Source organism: Streptomyces sp. NPDC032091, from assembly GCF_055580265.1.
The window spans coordinates 175,144-193,571 of the sequence record NZ_JBVILR010000014.1; the positions used below are offsets into that span (position 1 = coordinate 175,144).

At 72.1% G+C, this 18,428-nt stretch carries 20 protein-coding genes; 9 read left to right on the forward strand and 11 right to left on the reverse strand.

What is annotated here, in order from left to right; genetic code table 11:
• The first annotated feature begins 12 nt into the window (after positions 1-12).
• The gene (locus tag ACZ5NJ_RS23040; protein WP_468766986.1) at positions 13-339 is read left to right on the forward strand and encodes a PLD nuclease N-terminal domain-containing protein; all 327 of its coding nucleotides are present in this window, start codon (positions 13-15) and stop codon (positions 337-339) included.
• 30 nt (positions 340-369) lie between these two features.
• On the opposite strand, the gene ACZ5NJ_RS23045 is transcribed toward ACZ5NJ_RS23040, so the two are convergent.
• From ACZ5NJ_RS23045 to hemL, 7 genes are all read right to left on the reverse strand, one after another.
• Entirely contained in the window at positions 370-861 is a 492-nt protein-coding gene (locus ACZ5NJ_RS23045) for an SRPBCC domain-containing protein (protein WP_468766987.1), read from the reverse strand.
• A gap of 25 nt (positions 862-886) precedes the next feature.
• Positions 887-1,972 carry a c-type cytochrome biogenesis protein CcsB gene (gene ccsB, locus ACZ5NJ_RS23050; RefSeq protein WP_468766989.1) on the reverse strand — a complete coding sequence of 362 codons (1,086 nt, stop codon included), beginning with the start codon at positions 1,970-1,972 and terminating at the stop codon, positions 887-889.
• Positions 1,969-3,669, reverse strand: a complete 1,701-nt coding sequence (gene resB, locus ACZ5NJ_RS23055; protein ID WP_468766990.1) for a cytochrome c biogenesis protein ResB — start codon at positions 3,667-3,669, stop codon at positions 1,969-1,971. Before resB ends, ccsB begins: the two co-directional genes overlap by 4 nt.
• Positions 3,670-3,683: 14 nt before the next feature.
• Positions 3,684-4,460, reverse strand: a complete 777-nt coding sequence (locus ACZ5NJ_RS23060) for a cytochrome c biogenesis CcdA family protein (protein ID WP_468766991.1) — start codon at positions 4,458-4,460, stop codon at positions 3,684-3,686.
• Between the two features lie 4 nt (positions 4,461-4,464).
• Positions 4,465-5,094, reverse strand: a complete 630-nt coding sequence (locus ACZ5NJ_RS23065) for a TlpA family protein disulfide reductase (RefSeq protein ID WP_468766992.1) — start codon at positions 5,092-5,094, stop codon at positions 4,465-4,467.
• Positions 5,095-5,173: 79 nt separating this feature from the next.
• Positions 5,174-5,848, reverse strand: coding sequence for a histidine phosphatase family protein (locus tag ACZ5NJ_RS23070; protein ID WP_468766993.1), 675 nt, complete (start codon positions 5,846-5,848; stop codon positions 5,174-5,176).
• On the reverse strand, positions 5,845-7,167 hold the full coding sequence (gene hemL / locus ACZ5NJ_RS23075; protein ID WP_468766994.1) for a glutamate-1-semialdehyde 2,1-aminomutase: 1,323 nt from the start codon (positions 7,165-7,167) through the stop codon (positions 5,845-5,847). Before hemL ends, ACZ5NJ_RS23070 begins: the two co-directional genes overlap by 4 nt.
• Positions 7,168-7,621: 454 nt before the next feature.
• Here hemL and ACZ5NJ_RS23080 point away from each other — a divergent pair, with 454 nt between their 5' ends.
• Positions 7,622-8,059 (forward strand): hypothetical protein, encoded by a 438-nt coding sequence (locus tag ACZ5NJ_RS23080; RefSeq protein ID WP_344151394.1) that lies wholly within the window; start codon positions 7,622-7,624, stop codon positions 8,057-8,059.
• Between the two features lie 311 nt (positions 8,060-8,370).
• On the opposite strand, the gene ACZ5NJ_RS23085 is transcribed toward ACZ5NJ_RS23080, so the two are convergent.
• Entirely contained in the window at positions 8,371-9,270 is a 900-nt protein-coding gene (locus ACZ5NJ_RS23085; RefSeq protein WP_468767071.1) for an NADP-dependent oxidoreductase, read from the reverse strand.
• 143 nt (positions 9,271-9,413) lie between these two features.
• Between ACZ5NJ_RS23085 and ACZ5NJ_RS23090 the strand changes: the two genes are divergently transcribed.
• Entirely contained in the window at positions 9,414-9,821 is a 408-nt protein-coding gene (locus ACZ5NJ_RS23090; RefSeq protein ID WP_468766995.1) for a winged helix-turn-helix transcriptional regulator, read from the forward strand.
• A gap of 41 nt (positions 9,822-9,862) precedes the next feature.
• Positions 9,863-10,600 carry a Mut7-C RNAse domain-containing protein gene (locus ACZ5NJ_RS23095; protein WP_468766996.1) on the forward strand — a complete coding sequence of 246 codons (738 nt, stop codon included), beginning with the start codon at positions 9,863-9,865 and terminating at the stop codon, positions 10,598-10,600.
• Positions 10,601-10,630: 30 nt separating this feature from the next.
• Here the strand turns inward: ACZ5NJ_RS23095 and ACZ5NJ_RS23100 are convergent, their stop codons facing one another.
• Positions 10,631-11,110, reverse strand: coding sequence for a hypothetical protein (locus tag ACZ5NJ_RS23100; RefSeq protein ID WP_468766997.1), 480 nt, complete (start codon positions 11,108-11,110; stop codon positions 10,631-10,633).
• Between the two features lie 218 nt (positions 11,111-11,328).
• Between ACZ5NJ_RS23100 and ACZ5NJ_RS23105 the strand changes: the two genes are divergently transcribed.
• Positions 11,329-12,096: an SDR family NAD(P)-dependent oxidoreductase gene (locus ACZ5NJ_RS23105; protein WP_468766998.1), complete on the forward strand. Its 768-nt coding sequence runs from the start codon at positions 11,329-11,331 to the stop codon at positions 12,094-12,096.
• Here ACZ5NJ_RS23105 and ACZ5NJ_RS23110 read toward each other — a convergent pair.
• Positions 12,093-12,764 carry a polysaccharide deacetylase family protein gene (locus tag ACZ5NJ_RS23110; RefSeq protein ID WP_468766999.1) on the reverse strand — a complete coding sequence of 224 codons (672 nt, stop codon included), beginning with the start codon at positions 12,762-12,764 and terminating at the stop codon, positions 12,093-12,095. The genes ACZ5NJ_RS23105 and ACZ5NJ_RS23110 overlap by 4 nt on opposite strands.
• 161 nt (positions 12,765-12,925) lie before the next feature.
• Between ACZ5NJ_RS23110 and ACZ5NJ_RS23115 the strand changes: the two genes are divergently transcribed.
• Positions 12,926-13,504 carry a Uma2 family endonuclease gene (locus ACZ5NJ_RS23115; RefSeq protein WP_468767000.1) on the forward strand — a complete coding sequence of 193 codons (579 nt, stop codon included), beginning with the start codon at positions 12,926-12,928 and terminating at the stop codon, positions 13,502-13,504.
• A gap of 63 nt (positions 13,505-13,567) precedes the next feature.
• Here ACZ5NJ_RS23115 and ACZ5NJ_RS23120 read toward each other — a convergent pair whose 3' ends face one another.
• Positions 13,568-14,761, reverse strand: coding sequence for an RtcB family protein (locus tag ACZ5NJ_RS23120; RefSeq protein WP_468767001.1), 1,194 nt, complete (start codon positions 14,759-14,761; stop codon positions 13,568-13,570).
• A gap of 190 nt (positions 14,762-14,951) precedes the next feature.
• On the opposite strand from ACZ5NJ_RS23120, the gene ACZ5NJ_RS23125 reads away from it, so the two are divergent.
• The 3 genes from ACZ5NJ_RS23125 (at position 14,952) to ACZ5NJ_RS23135 (ending at position 18,396) form a co-directional block, all read left to right on the forward strand.
• Positions 14,952-15,845, forward strand: coding sequence for a DUF3558 domain-containing protein (locus tag ACZ5NJ_RS23125; protein WP_468767072.1), 894 nt, complete (start codon positions 14,952-14,954; stop codon positions 15,843-15,845).
• Between the two features lie 156 nt (positions 15,846-16,001).
• The gene (locus ACZ5NJ_RS23130; RefSeq protein ID WP_468767002.1) at positions 16,002-16,802 is read left to right on the forward strand and encodes a DUF3558 family protein; all 801 of its coding nucleotides are present in this window, start codon (positions 16,002-16,004) and stop codon (positions 16,800-16,802) included.
• An 85-nt stretch (positions 16,803-16,887) separates the two neighbouring features.
• Positions 16,888-18,396 carry a DUF2637 domain-containing protein gene (locus tag ACZ5NJ_RS23135; protein WP_468767073.1) on the forward strand — a complete coding sequence of 503 codons (1,509 nt, stop codon included), beginning with the start codon at positions 16,888-16,890 and terminating at the stop codon, positions 18,394-18,396.
• Positions 18,397-18,428 lie beyond the last annotated feature (32 nt).

Here is an 18,428-nt window from a genome sequence, read left to right on the forward strand (position 1 = left end):
CGGTCCCACACCGTGCTGCGCTATCTGCCGTTCCTGCTGATCATCGCGCTGACCATCTACGCCTTCATCGACTGCCTGAACACCCCGGAGGAGGAGGTCAAGAGCCTCCCGAAGGGGGTGTGGGTGCTGATCATCCTGCTGTTCTCGATCGTCGGCCCGGTGGTGTGGCTGCTCGCCGGCAAGAAGCGCGCGGCGGCCGGCGGCGCGGGCGGTTTCGGCGGGGGCTTCGGCGGGGGCGGCCGGGCGCGCCGTACGCAGTGGGTGGCGCCCGACGACAACCCCGAGTTCCTGCGCTCGCTGCGCAAGGACGAGGAGAAGGACAAGGACGACCAGGGCTAGGCGTCGACCAGGGCTAGGCCACGGCCGGGGCTAGGCGGCGTACGAGGCACGCAGCTGCGACCAGCGGGCGTCGGTCCAGGACGGCCAGTCCGCCGGGTGCCCGGCGAGCGCGGCCTCCAGCATCTCGAAGTGGTCGTGCCAGCCGGCCAGGCAGTCCAGGCGCTCCTCGTCGTCGCCGCCGCGCTCGTCGAGGAAGCGGATCACCGTCGAGTCGGTGCCGACGGGCTCCAGGTGGAAGCGGATCCGGCCGTGCTCGGAGACGGTGTACTCCACCACCCGCTCGGTGTCCCAGGCCGTGACCTCCCCCGACACCCGGGTGCCGGAGTTGGGCCAGCGCAGGGTGACGGCCCCGCCGAGGCGGCGTTCCAGCACGTCGGCCGCCGCCAGCCAGGTCTGCAGCCCGTCGGCCGTGGCCAGGAACGGCCACACGGCTTCGTAGGCGTACGGGACGTGCAGTTCGAAGCGGATCAGCCAGCGGCCGGGGCCGCGCGGCTCGCTGGTGGCATGGCTCACGGGAGACATACCACCAGCGTCCCACCGTCCGCGGTCAGACGCCCGCGTAGGAGTGCTTGCCGCTCAGCAGGATGTTGACGCCGTAGTAGTTCCAGATCCAGCAGGCGAAGGCGAAGAGCGCCAGGTAGGCGGCCTTGCGGCCCTTCCAGCCGGCGGTGGCCCGCGCGTGCAGGTAGCAGGCGTACGCCACCCACGTCACGAACGACCAGACCTCCTTGGGGTCCCAGCCCCAGTAGCGTCCCCAGGCGTCGCCCGCCCAGATCGCGCCCGCGACGATGGTGAACGTCCACAGCGGGAAGACGGCCGCGTTGATCCGGTACGAGAACTTGTCGAGGGTGGCCGCCGACGGCATCCGCTCCAGCACCGAGGCGCGGAAGCGGCCCGGGGTCTTCCCGGCCTCCAGGTGGCTCTCGTAGCTGTCGCGGAAGAGGTAGAGGACCGCTCCGGCCGCGCCGATGTAGAAGACCGCGCCGCAGAAGATGGCGGTGGACACGTGGATCCACAGCCAGTACGAGTGCAGGGCCGGGACCAGCTGGTCACTGGCGGTGTACAGCCAGGTGGTGGCGATGCCCAGGTCCAGCAGGACCGAGGTGACCAGGATCAGGCCGAGCCAGCGGACGTTCTTCTTCAGCGCCAGCAGCGCCAGGTAGGCGCCGACCGCGACCGTGGAGAAGGTCAGGTTGAACTCGTACATGTTGCCCCAGGGGGCACGCTCCACCGACAGGGCGCGCGAGACCACGCCGGAGGCCTCGATGAGGAAGCCGAGGACGGTCAGCGAGACCGCGATGCGGCCGTACAGGTCGCCCTTCTCGGTGCCGCCGGCCGCGCCGGGGCCGTCCGGGACATCGCGGACGCCCGCGGCGGCGCGGGTGACGACCTTCGGCTTGTCCAGGACGGCCGTGCCGCCGCCCTTGGTCCGCACCTGCACGGCGGGCGCCGCGCCGGCCGCGGCGGCCGGGGTCAGCGCGGCGGCCGTACGGCCGACCTTGCTGCGGCTGCCGAACACCCACTCCGTGATGTGCGCGAAGAAGGCGAGCGTGTAGACCGCCATCGACGCGTAGACCAGCTTGTTGCTGAGATCGGCGAGGCTCTCGTTCGTCGCCGCCGCGAGCAGCGTCATGCGCGCTCCCCTTCTTCTTCTGTCGTGGTGCCGGCTTCCGCCGGCACGGCCGGCGCCGGGCTCGGCGCCGTCTCGTAGAGGGCGGCGGAGAGCACCGAAAGCTCCTCGGGGAGCTTCGCGGACTCGCTGCGGCCCAGGCCCGCCATCTCGACGACGGTCACGCCGTCCTCGCCGCGCACCGCGCGGACCCAGACCCGGCGGCGCTGGACGAACAGGGACGCGGCCAGACCGCCGATGGCGATCACGGCGCCCCCGAGGGCCAGCCCGGAGGCGGGCTGGTGGGTGACGGAGAAGGTGGCCCAGCGCTCGATGCCCTCGAACTTCACCGTGCCGGCGCCGTCGGGGAGGGTCATCGTCTCGCCGGGCAGCAGCCGCTGCTTGAACAGCTGCCCCTCGGGGTCCTTGAACTCCTGCATCTTGGAGGTGTTCAGCTGGTACACGTTCTGCGGCAGACCCGCGTCCACGCCGAGGCTGCCGTGGTAGGCGCTGAGGGCGAGGACGGGGAAGTTCAGGTCCGGGAACTGGGAGAGCATGGTGCCCTTGCCGGCGCCCGCGAACGTCGGCACGAACATGGCGTTGAAGCCGAGCTGTTCCTTGTCGCCGTTCTTGTTGTGGTAGCCGTCGGGGACCTTCACGGCGCCCGAGGAGCTGAGGTTGCCGTCGAAGGGCAGCATCGGGACGGCGTCCCGGTAGACGACCTTGCCGCTCGGGTCGGTCACCGAGATGACCGGGGCGTAGCCGTGGCCCAGCAGGTAGATCTTCGAGCCGTCGATCTCCAGCGGCTTGTTGACCTCGATCTCGGCCTTCTTCGACGCGCCCTCGGCACCCTCGCTGTAGGTGACGTACGCCTTGAAGTCGCGGGCGGTGCCCTTCTGCGGGCCGCTCTTCTCGTAGCTGGCGTCGAACTTGTCCAGGGTGAACGAGAACGGCGCGAGGTCGTCGGCGGAGAAGAGGCTGCCGGACTTGAAGTCGTCGTACTGGGTCAGCGTGTTCGAGAAGCCCTTGCCGCGCAGGACGAGCTTGCCGCCCTCGGACTTGAACAGCTGCCCGCAGGCGAAGGCCACCAGCATCACGATCAGGGCGATGTGGAAGGCCAGGTTGCCGGCCTCGCGCAGGTAGCCCTTCTCGGCGGCGACGGCGCCGCCCGAGGCCTCGGTGCGGAAGCGGCGCCGACCGAGCAGGGCCTTCGCGGAGGAGAGGACCTCCTCCGGGGCCGTCTCCGTACGCCAGGTCGTGTACGCCGGCAGCCGGTCGAGGCGGCGCGGCGCGCCGGGCGGGCGGCCGGTGAGCTGGCCGACGAACTGCCAGGTGCGCGGGACGATGCAGCCGATCAGCGACACGAACAGCAGGATGTAGATCGCGGAGAACCACACGGAGCTGTAGACGTCGAAGAGCTGGAGCTTCTCGGCGACCGGGACCCAGAACTCGTGGGTCTTCTTCCACTCCGCGACCTTCATCGCGTCGACCTGGGTCTGCGGGATGAGGGAGCCGGGGATCGAGCCGAGGGAGAGCAGGAACAGCAGGATCAGCGCCACGCGCATGGAGGTGAGCTGGCGCCAGAACCAGCGGGCCCAGCCGACGACCCCGATGCCGACGGGGGCGGCGGCGCCGTCCTCGACGGGGGCCGTGGACAGCTGCGCGCGGGCGGCCTCGTCCTCGTTCGGCGCCTCGGCGGGCGCCTTGTCGGTCGTACTCATGTGCCTGTAGTCCCTCAGATCCCCACCGTGAAGCCGTTGGTCCAGCTCTGCATCTCATTGACGATGCTGAACCACATTCCTGTGACGAGCAGCAGACCGGTCACGATCAGCATGCCGCCACCGATGCGCATCACCCACGCATAGTGCTTCTTCACCCACCCGAACGCGCCGAGCGCCTTGCGGAAGGCGACGGCCGCGAGGATGAAGGGCACGCCGAGACCGAGGCAGTACACGGCCGTCAACAGGGCGCCGCGGCCGGCGGTGGCCTCGTTGATGGAGAGGGTGCCGACGGCCGCGAGGGTCGGCCCCATGCAGGGGGTCCAGCCGATGCCGAAGAGGACACCGAGCACCGGCGCCCCCAGCAGACCCGCGGTCGGCTTCCTGTGGAAGCGGAACTCGCGCATCGTCAGGCCCGGGATCCAGCCCATGAAGAACAGCCCGAGCAGGATCACGAGGACGCCCATCACCCGGGTGATGATCTCCTTGTTCTCCCCCTGGAAGACCTGGCCGAACTGGCCGAAGAGCGCGCCGGTGGAGACGAAGACGGCGGTGAACCCGAGGATGAACAGGCTCGCGCCCGCCACCATCCGCCCGCGCCGGGCCTCGGCGAGGTCGGCGCCGCTGACCCCGGTCACGTAGGACAGATAGCCGGGGACGAGCGGCAGGACGCAGGGGGAGAAGAAGGAGACCAGCCCCGCGAGCAGGGCGATCGGCAGGGCGATCAGCAGCCCGCCGGACAGCACGGTCGTGTTCACGCCGGTCGACTCGGCGGCGAGGAGGTGCTCGACCACGAGGTCACTGCTCCGCGAGGAGCGGGTCGATCATCGAGCGCAGCTGCTCCTCGTTGACCGCGGCCAGGGTACGGGCCGCGATCCTGCCCTCCTTGTCGAGGAGGACGGTGGAGGGGATCGCCGACGGGTTCAGGGTGCCCTTGGGGAAGCGCAGCATCAGCTTGCCGTCCGGGTCGTACAGGCTCGGGTAGGTGATCCCGAAGTTCTGCTCGAAGGCGGCGGCGTTCTGCGTGCTGGTGTCGCGGGTGTTGATCCCGACGAACGCCACGTCCTTGCCGGCGTCGCCGAGCTCCTTGGAGACCTTCGCGAAGTAGGGGGCCTCGGCGCGGCAGGGCGGGCACCAGGAGCCCCAGACGTTGAGGACGACGACCTTGCCCTTGAGGGTGGTGGTGTCCAGCGTCTTGCCGTCGACGGTCGCGCCGTCCAGCTTGGGGGCGGCGGCCCGCTCGCCCCTGGCGACGGTCGAGATGCCGCTGGGACCCGTCACGTAGTTGCCGCCGGCGGACCCGGACGACTTGCCGCCGCTGTCGCCGCACGCCGTCAGGGTCAGGGCGCTGGCGAGGGTCACCGCGGTCAGCAGGAGGGCGCGGCCGCTGGTCGAGCGGCGGCGACGGGGGGCGCGGCTAAGGCTCATGTGAAAAGTTTCGCATGAGCGATTTGCGGATCTTCCGCACCCCCCGACGGGGCGTCGAGGCCCAGGTCAGGCCACCCGGCTACGCGCCGAACGCCTTGGACTTCCCCTTCACGGGCTTCGCTCCTGCCAGCAGGTGCGCCGGAACCAGGTCCCGCGCGGGCTCGCTGTAGCCCACCGACACCAGCTTGTCGTCCTGGTACGTGAACGACGTCAGCGAGGCCAGCGTGCACTGCCGGCGCCGCGGGTCGTGCCACAGCCGCCGCTTCTCCGCGAAGCTGCGCACGATCCAGATCGGCAACTGGTGGCTGACCGCCACCGCCTCGTGGCCGCGCGCCGCGTCCCGGGCCGCCTCGATCGCGCTCATCATCCGCACGACCTGCTCGACGTACGGCTCGCCCCACGACGGCTTGAACGGGTTCGTCAGGTGCTTCCAGTTGCCCGGCTTGCGCAGCGCGCCGTCGCCGACGCCGAAGGTCTTGCCCTCGAAGACGTTGCCCGCCTCGATCAGCCGCCCGTCGGTGGCCAGCTCCAGGCCGTGCGTCTTCGCGATCGGCGCGGCCGTCTCCTGCGCCCGCTCCAGGGGGGAGGCCACCACGTAGGTGACGTCCCGGTCCTGGAGGTGCTCGGCGACCCGGTCGGCCATCCGCCGGCCCAGCTCGGACAGGTGGTAGCCGGCGCGGCGCCCGTACAGGACCCCGTCGGGGTTGTGGACCTCGCCGTGCCGCATCACGTGGACGACGGTGATGTCGCTCATGCGGTCGCCTCCGCGGCGGCTCGGGCGGCGGCGGGCAGCGCGGCCGCGACGCGCTCGATCGCGCGCTCGTCGTGGGCGGTGGACACGAACCAGGACTCGAACGCCGACGGCGGCAGGTAGACGCCCTGCGCCAGCATCGAGTGGAAGAACGCGTTGAAGCGGAAGCCCTCCTGCTTCTTCGCGTCGTCGTAGTCGCGGACCTCGTCCGGGGTGAAGAAGACGGAGAACATGTTGGAGGCCGTCTGCAGCCGGTGCGCCACGCCCTCCTTGGCCAGCGCGGCCGTCACCAGGCCCTGGATCTCCTGCGACACCGCGTCGACCTTCTCGTACGCGGCGTCGTCCAGCAGCCGCAGCTGCGCGAGACCGGCGGCGGTGGCGACCGGGTTACCGGAGAGCGTGCCCGCCTGGTAGACCGGGCCGGCCGGCGCGAGGTGGCCCATCACGTCCGCGCGGCCGCCGAAGGCCGCCGCCGGGAAGCCGCCGCCCATGACCTTGCCGAAGGTCATCAGGTCCGGCTTGACGCCGTCGACGCCGTACCAGCCGGCCTTGGAGGTACGGAATCCGGTCATCACCTCGTCGGAGATGTACAGCGCGCCGTTCTCCCGGCACAGGTCGGCGAGGCCCTGGTTGAAGCCCTCCAGCGGGGTGACCACGCCCATGTTGCCGGGGGCCGCCTCGGTGATCACGCAGGCGATCTCACCGGGGTGCGCGGCGAAGGCCGCCCGCACCGCTTCGAGGTCGTTGTAGGGGAGCACGATCGTGTCGCCGGCCTGCGCGCCCGTCACCCCGGGGGTGTCGGGCAGGGCGAACGTCGCCAGGCCGGAACCGGCGGCGGCCAGCAACGCGTCGACGTGACCGTGGTAGCAGCCGGCGAACTTGACGACCTTGGCGCGACCGGTGAAGCCGCGGGCCAGCCGGATCGCCGACATGGTCGCCTCGGTGCCGGAGGACACCAGGCGCACCTGCTCGACGGGCTCGATCCGGGCGACGATCTCCTCGGCGAGGGCGACCTCGCCCTCGCCGGGCGTGCCGAAGGAGGTACCGCGGGCGACCGCGGCCTGGACGGCCTCGATCACCTCGGGGTGGGAGTGGCCGAGGATCATCGGCCCCCACGAGCAGACCAGGTCGACGTACTCACGCCCGTCGGCATCGGTCAGGTAGGGACCGGTACCGGACACCATGAACCGGGGCGTACCGCCCACGGCACGGAAGGCGCGGACGGGAGAGTTCACGCCGCCGGGGGTCACGAGGGACGCGCGCTCGAAGAGCGTCTGCGAAACTGGGGCTTCATACGGGTACGGGTAGCTCACACCAGCCATGGTCTCAGAGGCCGCGACAGACTTGCGGAGGGGCGTTTCACCGCGCCGCCTCGGGGGAGGTCACTGCCATGATGATCAGGCTGCGTGGCGGGGGCCGCGAAGCCGGGGCAGGAAATACCAGTCGGGTGGAGATATGCAACGCGGTGGTGGACCGGGCGAGGGTACGGACGGCCTGGACCCGCAGCGCGCCCGCGAGGCCCGCCGCCGAGGCAAGCACCGCCGCACCGCGGAGGCCGCGGAGGCGTCCGCCGCCCCCGGCCCCGGCCGCCCCCCGGAGGACCCGGAGCGCCGGGAGCGCCCGGAGGGCCGGCCCCGCAAGGACGGCCGCGACGACCGCCGGGAACGCACCGCCGACGCCGACTCCCCCGCCACCTCCGCCCTCCCCGCCATCCCCGAGGTCTCGGACGTCTCCGACGTCCCGGATCCGGACGGCACGCCCAAGGGCGGCCGCGGCATGGGCGTGACCTACAAGTACTTCGGCGCCCCCGACGGCGCGACGGCCGCGCGGGTGCCGGTGACCATGCGGCCGGAGGAGCTGGGCGGCGACGAGCTCGGCATGGGCGGCATGTTCACCAAGATCAAGCCGGAGACGATGGCCGCGATGGTCCTCACCGGCATCGAGGGGATACCGCTGCACAAGGTGCCGCCGCTGGAACTGGTCGTCCTGCACCCGGACTACGCGGTGGTCAAGCTCCCGATGACGGTCGTCGACCCGCTGCGCGGGGTGGGCGAGGAGTCGGTGGGCGCCGCCGCCTTCATCTGGTCGACGGTCCCCGACCGCGGCGGACCCCGGGACGCGTTCAACGTCTACCAGCTGCTGCACGAATGGCAGGACTTCTCCCACCGCCTCCATGAGAACGGCCACCAGGCGTACTGCCTCGTCTGGCCGTAGCCGGTGGTCGGCGCCGCGTGCCGGGTGCCGGGTGCCGCTGCGCGGAGCGCGTCCCCTGCCCGCCCTTCCACCGTTCCTCAGCCCAGCTACCGCTGGGAGGTGCCCCCAGGGCTCCGCCCGGACCCGTTCCGAGCGCTCCGCGCCCGTGCGCTCAAACGCCGCGCGGGCTGGAATTTCGCTGCGCGAAATCCAGCCCCGCCTGGGGGCACCTCCCAGCGGTAGCTGGGGGAGTTTGAGGCGCGGGGTCTGGGGCGGAGCCCCAGGAGGCTCCGCGCAGCGGCCAGCCCCGCCCCGGCCCCGGCCGGCCCGCGTCAGGCGACCGTGAGGACCACGCGCCCCCGCGTCCCCGGCGCGGCGAGCGCCGCGTGCGCCTCGGCCGCCTCCGCGAGGTCGAACGTCCGCGCGACCCGCAGCGTCAGCGCCCCCGCGTCGACCAGCGCGGCCAGCCGGCCCAGCTCCGCACCGTCCGCCGCGACCTCCTGCTCCACCACCCGCACCCCCCGCTCGGCGGCCGGCGCCGCCCCCGGGATCAGCCCCACGTACGCCCCGCCGTCACGGACGAACCCCAGCGCGGCAGCCCCCAGCACCGCCGCGTCCAGCACCCCGTCGACCGGCCCGGCCGGCTCCGCCCCCCGCGGGACGAACTCCTTCGCGCCCAGGGACCGTACGAGTTCCTCGTCCCCTTCCCCCGCCAGGGCCGTCACCGCCAGCCCCGCCCGCACGGCCAGCTGGACGGCGATGCCGCCCACCGACCCGGCCGCGCCGGTGATCAGCACCGAGTCACCCGCAGCCAGCCCCAGCAGGCCCAGCGCCCGCGCGGCCGTCAGCCCGCTCAGCGGCAGCGCCGCCGCCACGGCCGCCTCGACCGACTCCGGCGCCGGCGCCACCGCCGAGGCGTCGAGCACCACGTACTCGGCGTGCGTGCCGAGCGGCTTGACCGGCCCGTAGTGCAGGCCGACCACCCGGCGGCCGGGCGTCCACTCCTCCACACCCGCGCCGACCTCGTCGATCTCCCCCGCCACGTCCCAGCCGAGCCCGATCCGCCCACCGGCCCCGCCGAAGACGCCCGCGCGCACCGCCCCGTCCACCGGGTTGACCCCGGCGGCCCGCACCCGGACCCGGACCTGTCCGGCCCCCGGCCGCGGCACCTCCACCTCGGCCACCCGCACCTGCTCCGGCCCGCCGAAGGCGTCCACCACCACGGCCCGCATGGTCTCGATCCCCGTCATCGTCTCTCCCCGTTCGTTCGTTCCGACGCGTTCGTCCGTTCCGATGACCACTAACCTAAGGAGAGGTACTCTCTTTCCGTAAGTACGTACTTCGGAGTGCGTACCCGACCCGGAAGTGGGCACCCATGGCCACCCAGACCGCCGCCGCCCGCCGCGAGGACGCGCGCGCCGCCTACGACGCCTTCGTCAAGGAGTGCCCCACCTCCCAGCTCCTGGCCCGCATCAGCGACAAGTGGGTCGGCCTCGTCCTCAGCGCCCTCGGCGAAGCCGACAACGGCTCCCTGCGCTACAGCGAACTCGGCCGCAAGATCCCCGGCGTCAGCCAGAAGATGCTCACCCAGACCCTCCGCTCCCTCGAACGCGACGGCATCGTCACCCGCTCCGTCACCGCCACCGTCCCCGTCCGCGTCGACTACCGCCTCACCGAACTCGGCGGGAGCCTCGGCTGCCTCCTCTCCTCCGTCAAGCGCTGGGCCGAGAACCACTTCGACGACGTCAGCGCCCACCGCCAGGCCTACGACGAAGCCCGGTAATTCCGCCGCGCCGCCCCCAACCCCGATGGCATGCTGGGACCGTGAACGGTCCCGGTATTGAGCTCACCCTCGCCCCTGAACTACGCCTCTTCGCGCCGCCCAGCCGGCGCCTGGACCGCGTACCGACCGCCACCGACGGCGCCTCCAGCCTCGGACACGTCGTCGAATCCGCCGGCGTACCGCTCACCGAGGTCGGCCGCCTCCTCGTCGACGGCAGCGAGGTGCCCGTCTCGTACGTGCCCCGGGCCGGCCAGTCCGTCGAGGTGCTCGGCGTCGACCGCCCCCAGCGGATCCCCGGCGCCCCGCTGCGCTTCCTCCTCGACGTCCACCTCGGCACCCTCGCCCGCCGCCTGCGCCTGCTCGGCGTCGACGCCGCCTACGACAACGAGGACCCCGGCGACCCCGCCCTCGCCGCCCGCTCCGCCGCCGAGCGCCGCGTCCTGCTCTCCCGCGACCGGGGCCTGCTGCGCCGCCGCGAGATCTTCGCCGGCGCCTACGTCTACAGCGACAACCCCGACGAGCAACTCCGCGACGTCCTCGGCCGCTTCGCCCCCGCCCTGGCCCCCTGGACCCGCTGCACCGCCTGCAACGGCACCCTGCGGGAGGCCGACAAGGACAGCGTGGGCGACCGCCTGGAGCACGGCACGCAGCGCTCGTACGACGTCTTCGCCCAGTGCGCCGACTGCGAGCGCGTCTACTGGCGCGGCGCCCACCACTCCCGCCTGGAGCGGATCGTCGACGAGGCCCTGGCCGAGTTCGGCGACGGCGCCACCGTCTGACACCCGCCCCCGGGGACGCCGCCGCAGCCGTCAGAACGCGTAGGCGTCCCCGGTGTCCAGCGCCAGCACCACGTGCTCGTTGTTGCCGCGGTTGCGGTCCGTCGCGCCGCCGTTCCACCAGGTGTCGATCCGCACCGTCACCTCCGCCGGCTTCTCCCGCAGCCCCAGCACCAGCCCGATGTGCCGCCCCGGCCCGTGCTCGGGCAGCGGCCCCGTCTCGCACACCACCTCGCGCTCCCCCGCCCGCGCACACCCGCCGGCCGGCGCCCGCACGTCCGCCAGGTCCGCCGACAGCCGCACCCGCACCGTCGCGTTCTCCAGCGCGGACGGTCCCTCGTTCCGCGGCACCATCCACACCCTCAGCTGCCCCTTCACCAGGAACACCCGCCCGTGGTAGGCCACGTCCGCCTCCGGCCCGGCCCACGCACCCGCCGGCCCGGCCCCCGCACCCGCCCCCGCCAGCACCAGCAGGCCCGCCACCACCACACTCCGCACGGCACCACGGCGCACCGCCACCACCTCCTCGCGCGGACGGTAACCACCCCGGCCCACCACCGATCGGACCATCACACGAACGAGGGCGAGCCCACCCCCCATTCGCCACCGCTCCCGTACGCGCCCCGTCAGCGCCCCGGCCTATGCTGGCGAGCGTTCGCCCGCAATCCGCACGGACGAACGAGCGCACGCCACCGCGACCGCACATCGCGACCGAACGAGGAGCCCCGCCCATGAGCACGCGCACGGCCACCCGAACCGCCGTAGTCACCGGCGCGAGCAGCGGCATCGGCGCGGCCACCGCCCGTCAGCTCGCCGCCGCCGGCTACCACGTCGTCCTCACCGCCCGCCGCAAGGACCGCATCGAGGCCCTCGCCGCCGAGCTCACCGCCGCAGGCCACGAAGCCACCGCCCACGCCCTCGACGTCACCGACCGCCCCGCCGTCGACGCCTTCGCCGCCTCCCTCTCCCGCTGCGACGTACTCGTCAACAACGCCGGCGGCGCCATCGGAGCCGAGCCCGTCGCCACCGGCGACCCGGCCGACTGGCGCACGATGTACGAGGTCAACGTCATCGGCACCCTCAACGTCACCCAGGCGCTCCTGCCCGCCCTCACCGCGAGCGGCGACGGCACGGTCGTCGTCCTGTCCTCCACCGCCGGCCACGCCACCTACGAGGGCGGCGCCGGCTACGTCGCCGCGAAGAACGGCGCCCGCGTCCTCGCCGAGACCCTCCGCCTGGAGATCGTCGGCCAGCCCGTCCGCGTCATCGAGATCGCGCCCGGCATGGTCAAGACCGACGAGTTCGCCACGACCCGCTTCCGCGGCGACAAGGAGAAGGCGGAGAAGGTGTACGCGGGCGTCGCACACCCCCTGTCCGCCGACGACGTGGCCGACACCATCACCTGGGCGGTGACCCGCCCCAGCCACGTCAACATCGACCTCCTCGTGGTCCGCCCCCGCGCCCAGGCCTCGAACACGAAGGTCCACCGCGAGCTCTAGACCAGCCCGGCACTCCGCAGGTACGGCATCAGGGGCGCGGGCCTCAGCCCCGCGGCCCTGGCCGCACCCAGCGCCCGGTCCAGGTCCGCCGCGAGGGTCGGCGTGAAGTGCAGCAGCACGATGTCCCCGCCCTTCAGCTGCGGGGTCGGCGGGGTCTGGTTCCAGGTGGTGAAGTCGTACGTCCAGGTGACGAGCGCCTTCACCCCGCACGCCTTGGCCGCCAGCCGCACGTCGTCGTCGACGGCCCCGTACGGCGGCCGCAGCAGCTTCGGCGCCTTCCCGAACGTCTCCTCCAGCCGCTCCCCGGCCCCGCACACCTCGGCGTCCTTCCCGGCGGCGTCCAGCGTGGTCAGATCGGGATGGTTGACGGTGTGGTTCTCCACCGTGACCCGCCCGCCGTCGACGAGATCGGTGAAGTAGCCGGTGTCGTACGCCGTGGCCCCCGGCAACAGGAACAGGGACGCGGGCACCCGCTTCTCCACGAGCGTCCGGGCGGCGTCGGCGTCATGCGTCCACCCGTCGTCGATGGTGATGAACACGACCTTCTCCGAGGTCGGCACATGCGCCACCACGGGCGGCAACCCCACGGCGGCCTGAGCCGACCCGCCGCCCCCGACCCCCAGCGACAACGCCGCGAGAGCGGCGACGAGCACACGAGTTCTCCACATGCCGCACACCTTGGTCTAGACCATCTCGCCCCGTCAACCCCCGCACCACAAGTGGAAGTTGCCCCCGCACACCACCGAAAGGCCCATCCGGGTGAATCCACACGAATCGTCGGCGGGCACCGCTACGCTCCGAAAGCGTGAGCCGCGAAAGGGAGGAAGCTATGGCCGTGATGCAGCACGAGACCACGATCGCGGAAGCCGCCGATCGACTCTCCAGGGAGCTTCCCAGGCACCGAGTGGAGATTCTCCAGGGGAGGCTCACCGTGACACCACCTGCCGACGGGGAGCATGCGCTCACTCTGAGCTGGCTGACCGAAAAGTTCTTCGAGGCCGGCGCCAAGAAGGCCGGGCTGCGCTACCTGCAGGGCATCGGCATCTGGCTGCCCACAGGACCCGACGACTACGCCATCCCGGACTTCGCACTCGTCACGGAGGACTTCCTGGACTTCAAGGGGCGAAACAACTGCTACTCCCCCGACGTGTTCCGCCTCATCGTCGAGGTGACCTCCTCGAACTGGGCGGATGACCTCGGCTCCAAGGTGGACTCCTACGCGAAAGCCGATGTCCCTTTCTACGTCATCGCCGACCGCCGCCACGACGAGGTGGTCGTCTGCCGCGACCCGCGCAACGGCACCTACCGCCTGAGGACATCCCACAAGCGCGGCACCTCCATCACCGTCCCCGAGTACGTCGGCGTGACGCTGGACCTCCCGGTGGATCTCCTTCTCGACGGCGAGTGAGAAGGGGCCGACACATGCGGAGGGGCCCGGACCGCAGCCGGTCCGGGCCCCCGCACTCCCCCGTCATCCCTTGACGCAGATGACCTGCTTCAGCTTCGCCACGACCCGCACCAGATCCGTCTGCTGGTCGATGACCTGCTCGATGGACTTGTCGGCACCCGGGATCTCGTCCACGACGCCGGCGTCCTTGCGGCACTCCACGCCCCGGGTCTGTTCCGCCAGGTCCCGCGCGGAGAACCGCTTCTTCGCCGCCGTGCGGCTCATCTTGCGGCCCGCGCCGTGCGAGGCGGAGTTGAAGGACTTCTCGTTGCCGAGCCCCTTCACGATGTACGAGCCCGTGCCCATCGAGCCGGGGATGATCCCGTACTCCCCGCTGCCGGCGCGGATCGCGCCCTTGCGGGTGACCAACAGGTCCATGCCGTCGTACCGCTCCTCCGCCACGTAGTTGTGGTGGCAGCTGATCTCCTGCTCGAAGGAGACCTTCGCCTTGCGGAACTCCCGCCGGACGACCTCCTTGAACAGGCTCATCATCGCCGCGCGGTTGTACTTGGCGTACTCCTGCGCCCAGAAGAGGTCGTTGCGGTACGCCTCCATCTCCGGGGTCGCGGCCAGGAACACCGCCAGGTCCCGGTCGACCAGGTTCTGGTTGTGGGCCAGGCCCCGGGCGACGCCGATGTGGTGCGCGGCCAGCTCGTTGCCGATGCCGCGCGAGCCGGAGTGCAGCATCAACCAGACCGATCCCGACTCATCGAGACAGAACTCGACGAAATGGTTTCCGGATCCGAGCGTTCCGATCTGCTTTATGGCGCGGTCCTGACGGAATTTGACCGCGTCGGCGATGTAGTCGAAGCGCTGCCAGAGATCCGCGTACCCCGTCTCCGAGAACCCGTACAGCCTCCCCGGGTCCACCGCCTCCCGGTGCATGCCCGCCCCCACGGGAATCGCCTGCTCGATGCGGGACCTCAGCTTCGACAGGTCGCCCGGGAGGTCGTTCGCCGTGAGGGAGGTCTTCACCGCCGACATGCCGCAGCCGATGTCCACCCCCACCGCCGCCGGGCAGACCGCGTCCTTCATGGCGATCACCGAGCCGACCGTCGCGCCCTTGCCGTAGTGGACGTCCGGCATCACGGCCAGGCCCTTGATCCACGGGAGGCCGGCGGTGTTCTGAAGCTGGCGCATCGCGCTGTCCTCGACCGACGCCGGGTCCGTCCACATCCTGATCGGGACCTTCGCCCCGGGCACCTCTACATACGACATAACAGAACAATCCCCCGGAAATCAGCAGAAAGGTAGGAGTACGCGAAAAGCCGCGCTCATACCCCCAAACCAGACAGGGAACCGGCGCCGGCACCAGCGTGTGCGATAGACATTGTGTCCATCCGTGCCCGAGTCGCGGCAACGGAATTTCCCGAGGACGCCAAGGAAGCCAGGGGAGCGAGTGAAGCCGATGGACGTGGAGCGCACGCGGATGCGGCGCCGATTCCTGCCGGGTGTCGCGATGCTCACCGCGCTCGCCGCGGGCGCGACCGCGTGCACCGGCGGCAGCGGTGTCGGCGGCGCCGGCGACCCGAAGAACGGCGGCAGCTCCGCCGCCCCCGCGCAGCCCGGCAAGTACCGCAGCCTCCCGCAGCCCTGCAAGGCGGTCGACGGCAAGCGGCTGCGGGCCATGCTCCCGGCCTCCGACTCCCTCACCACCGAGCAGCGCGAGCAGCTCTACGCCGGGACCGCCGAGTCCTCGTACGACGGCGACCGGCACGTGGGCTGCCGCTGGAACGCGCAGACGCCCGAGGCGACCCTGCTGCTGTCGGTCACCTTCGAGCGGGTGGTCTCCTACGACCGCGCCGCCGCCGGCGACGACGACAAGGCGCGCCAGGTGTACGTGCGCCGGCTGACGGACGCGCACCTGCCCTTCCCCGGCCCGAGCGCGAGCCCGAGCCCGAGCGCGAGCCCGGGTGCGGGGGCGAGCGCGAGCCCGGGTGCGGGAGCGAGCCCGAGCCCGGCCGCGGCCACGGTGGCCCCCGCCGCTCCCGCCACGGGCACGTCCGAGGTCCCGCCGGGCGGCGCCTCCCCGTCCCCCTCCTCCACTGCCTCCCCCGAGCTCGGCTCGCGCGTACTGGAGGGGCTCGGGAGCGAGGGGTTCCTCGACGACAAGCTGGGCGCGGCCGGGGCCACCGCCGCGCAGGCGCGCACCGTGCGGATCGTGTTCCGCACCTCGAACGTGATCGTCACCGTCGAGTACAGCGTGCAGCCGTCCGCCCCGGGCAAGGTCCCGCCGGCCGCGGAAACGCAGGACAAGGCGCGCCTGTTGGCCGAAGCCCTCGCGGAGCGGTTCGGTGAGTGAGCGCGCCGCCCCCGGGGGGCGCGCACGGCCCGCGTGACGGCGCGCACAGCAGGCGGGCTCCGGATCGGGCTACCGTTGCGGGGGTCCCACACCCCTGGGCACGACCCCGAAGCACCACCCGGAACCACCGAGATGTCCCCAACGTCTGAAGGAACCATGCACCGATCAGCCTCGCGCCTCACCCGCGTCCTCGCCTGCGCAGCCGTCCCCGTGGTCCTCACCGTCGCCGGCTGCTCCTCCGACTCGGGGAAGTCCTCCTCGGCCTCGGGCTCCGGCAAGAAGCCGTCGTCGTCCTCGTCCTCCGCGTCGGGCACGAAGGGCTCGGCCACGCTGGAGAAGGTGGCGTTCACGAAGCTGCCGGACCCCTGCAAGGCGGTGCCCGCCAAGACCGTCGAGTCCCTCGTCCACGACGCGAAGGACAAGAACGGCACGGCGGCCAAGTCGAACGACCTCGCCAACCGCGCCAGCTGCTCCTGGAACGGGCTGGAGACGGACGGCACGAAGGGCTCGCAGTACCGCTGGCTGTCGGTGTCCCTCGTGCGCTACGACTCGCACGCCTCCCTCGGCAGCGGCAACAAGCGCGCGGAGGAGCAGTACACCAAGCAGATAGAGCTGGCGAAGACCACCAAGGACGGTCACGACTTCAAGACCGAGCAGGCCGACGGGGTGGGTGACCAGGGCACGTCCGTGACCTACGGGATCAAGAAGGACGTGGACTTCTTCAACACCACGGTCGTCGCCCGCACGCAGAACGTCGTGATCACCCTCGACTTCAACGGTGCCGCCTATGAGGGCGCCGGCGCACCCGACCAGGCGAAGATGCTCCAGGACGCGATCGCCGCGACGAAGGAGGTCGTGACCTCGGTGGCCAACGGTGGCACCGAGCAGGCGCCTTCGGCTGCGGAGTCGCCGTCGGCTTCCGCTTCCCCGTCGGCGTCGGCCTCGCCCAAGCAGTAGGGGCCTACGACACGGGTGACGCAGGGTCACCCGTACGCTGTGCCTGCCTGTAGCTCGACAAGGGAGGGGATCGCGCGTGGCCGCGATGCAGCTGACCCGTACGCACCGGATCCTCGTCGGTGTCGTGGTCGCCGGAGCCGTCGTCATCGCGGGTATCGGTTTCGCGGGCTCGTACGCCGCGGTCCGCGCGCTGGCGCTGAAGAAAGGCTTCGGCAGTTTCTCGCTGGTGTTCCCGATCGGTATCGACGCGGGCATCTGCGTGCTGCTCGCGCTGGACCTGCTGCTGACGTGGATCCGGATCCCGTTCCCCTTGCTGCGGCAGACGGCCTGGCTGCTGACCGCGGCGACGATCGCGTTCAACGGGGCGGCGGCCTGGCCCGATCCGCTGGGCGTGGGCATGCACGCGGTGATCCCGGTGCTGTTCGTGGTCACCGTGGAGGCGGCGCGGCACGCCGTGGGCCGGATCGCGGACATCACCGCGGACCGGCACATGGAGGGGGTGCGGATCACCCGCTGGCTGCTGTCGCCGGTGCCGACGTTCAAGCTGTGGCGCCGGATGAAGCTGTGGGAGCTGCGCTCGTACGAGCAGGCGGTCGGGATGGAGCAGGACCGGCTGATCTACCAGGCGCGGCTCCAGGCCCGGTACGGGCGGGCGTGGCGGCGCAAGGCGCCGGTGGAGGCGCTGATGCCGCTGCGGCTGGCCCGGATCGGCGTGCCGCTGGCGCAGACGGCTCCGGAGGGGCTGGCGGCGGCGGGGATCGACCCGGTGCTGCTGCCTCCGGCGGTCGTGAAGGCCCAGCCGGTCGCGGCGGGGGCCGCGGTGACGGCCGGTGACGCCGCTGCCGCGCCGGCCCTGCCGGCGGGTCCGGGCGCGGGCGCCGTGGCCTCCGCGGCGGTCCCGGCCCAGGCGGCGGCGCCCGCTCCCGCCGTGGCGGCGGCTCCGCAGGCCGCCGGTGCGGCGCCGATGGGGCCGCAGGCGCCGACCGGGGTCCAGGGGCCGGCCGGAGCCGAGGGGCCGGCCGCGGTCCAGCGGCCGACCGGGCTCCAGGGGCTTGCGGAGGCCGAGGGCGCGGACGGGCCCGGGGTTCCGGAGCAGTGGGAGGGCCTGGACCGGGCCGCCGCACGCCGGGGCCAGGCCAAGCTCGCGCAGGCGCCGGCGCCGTTCGCGGTGGCCCCGGAGGCCATGCCGGCCGCCCATGACAGTGCCTGGTTCGCCGCGCCGAAGGCCCCGCAGGCGACGTACGAGGGCCGCTACAACCCGCAGTACGTGGAGGGTCTGGAGCCGACCCCGGTGATGCCGCCGACGGGCCCGGAGGAGCAGGGCTCCTTCCCGGAAGCCGCCGGGGCCGCCGGGTCCTTCGAGTCCGACGAGGCGCACGACGCCCAGGACCAGGAGAAGTTCGAGGAAGCGGCGTACGAGGCGTACCACGCCCACGTGGAGGCGATCGGCGGCCACCCCACGGCCCAGCAGCTGGCCCAGGCCCTGGTGGACTACGGGTTCGACCACCCGGACAGCGTCGCGGTCATCGACGCGATGATGCCGGCGCTCAAGCAGCGCTACCAGCGCGGCCTGGAGAACAAGTTCATCTCCTGAGCGGTGCGCACGCGGAAGGGCCCGCACCCCCG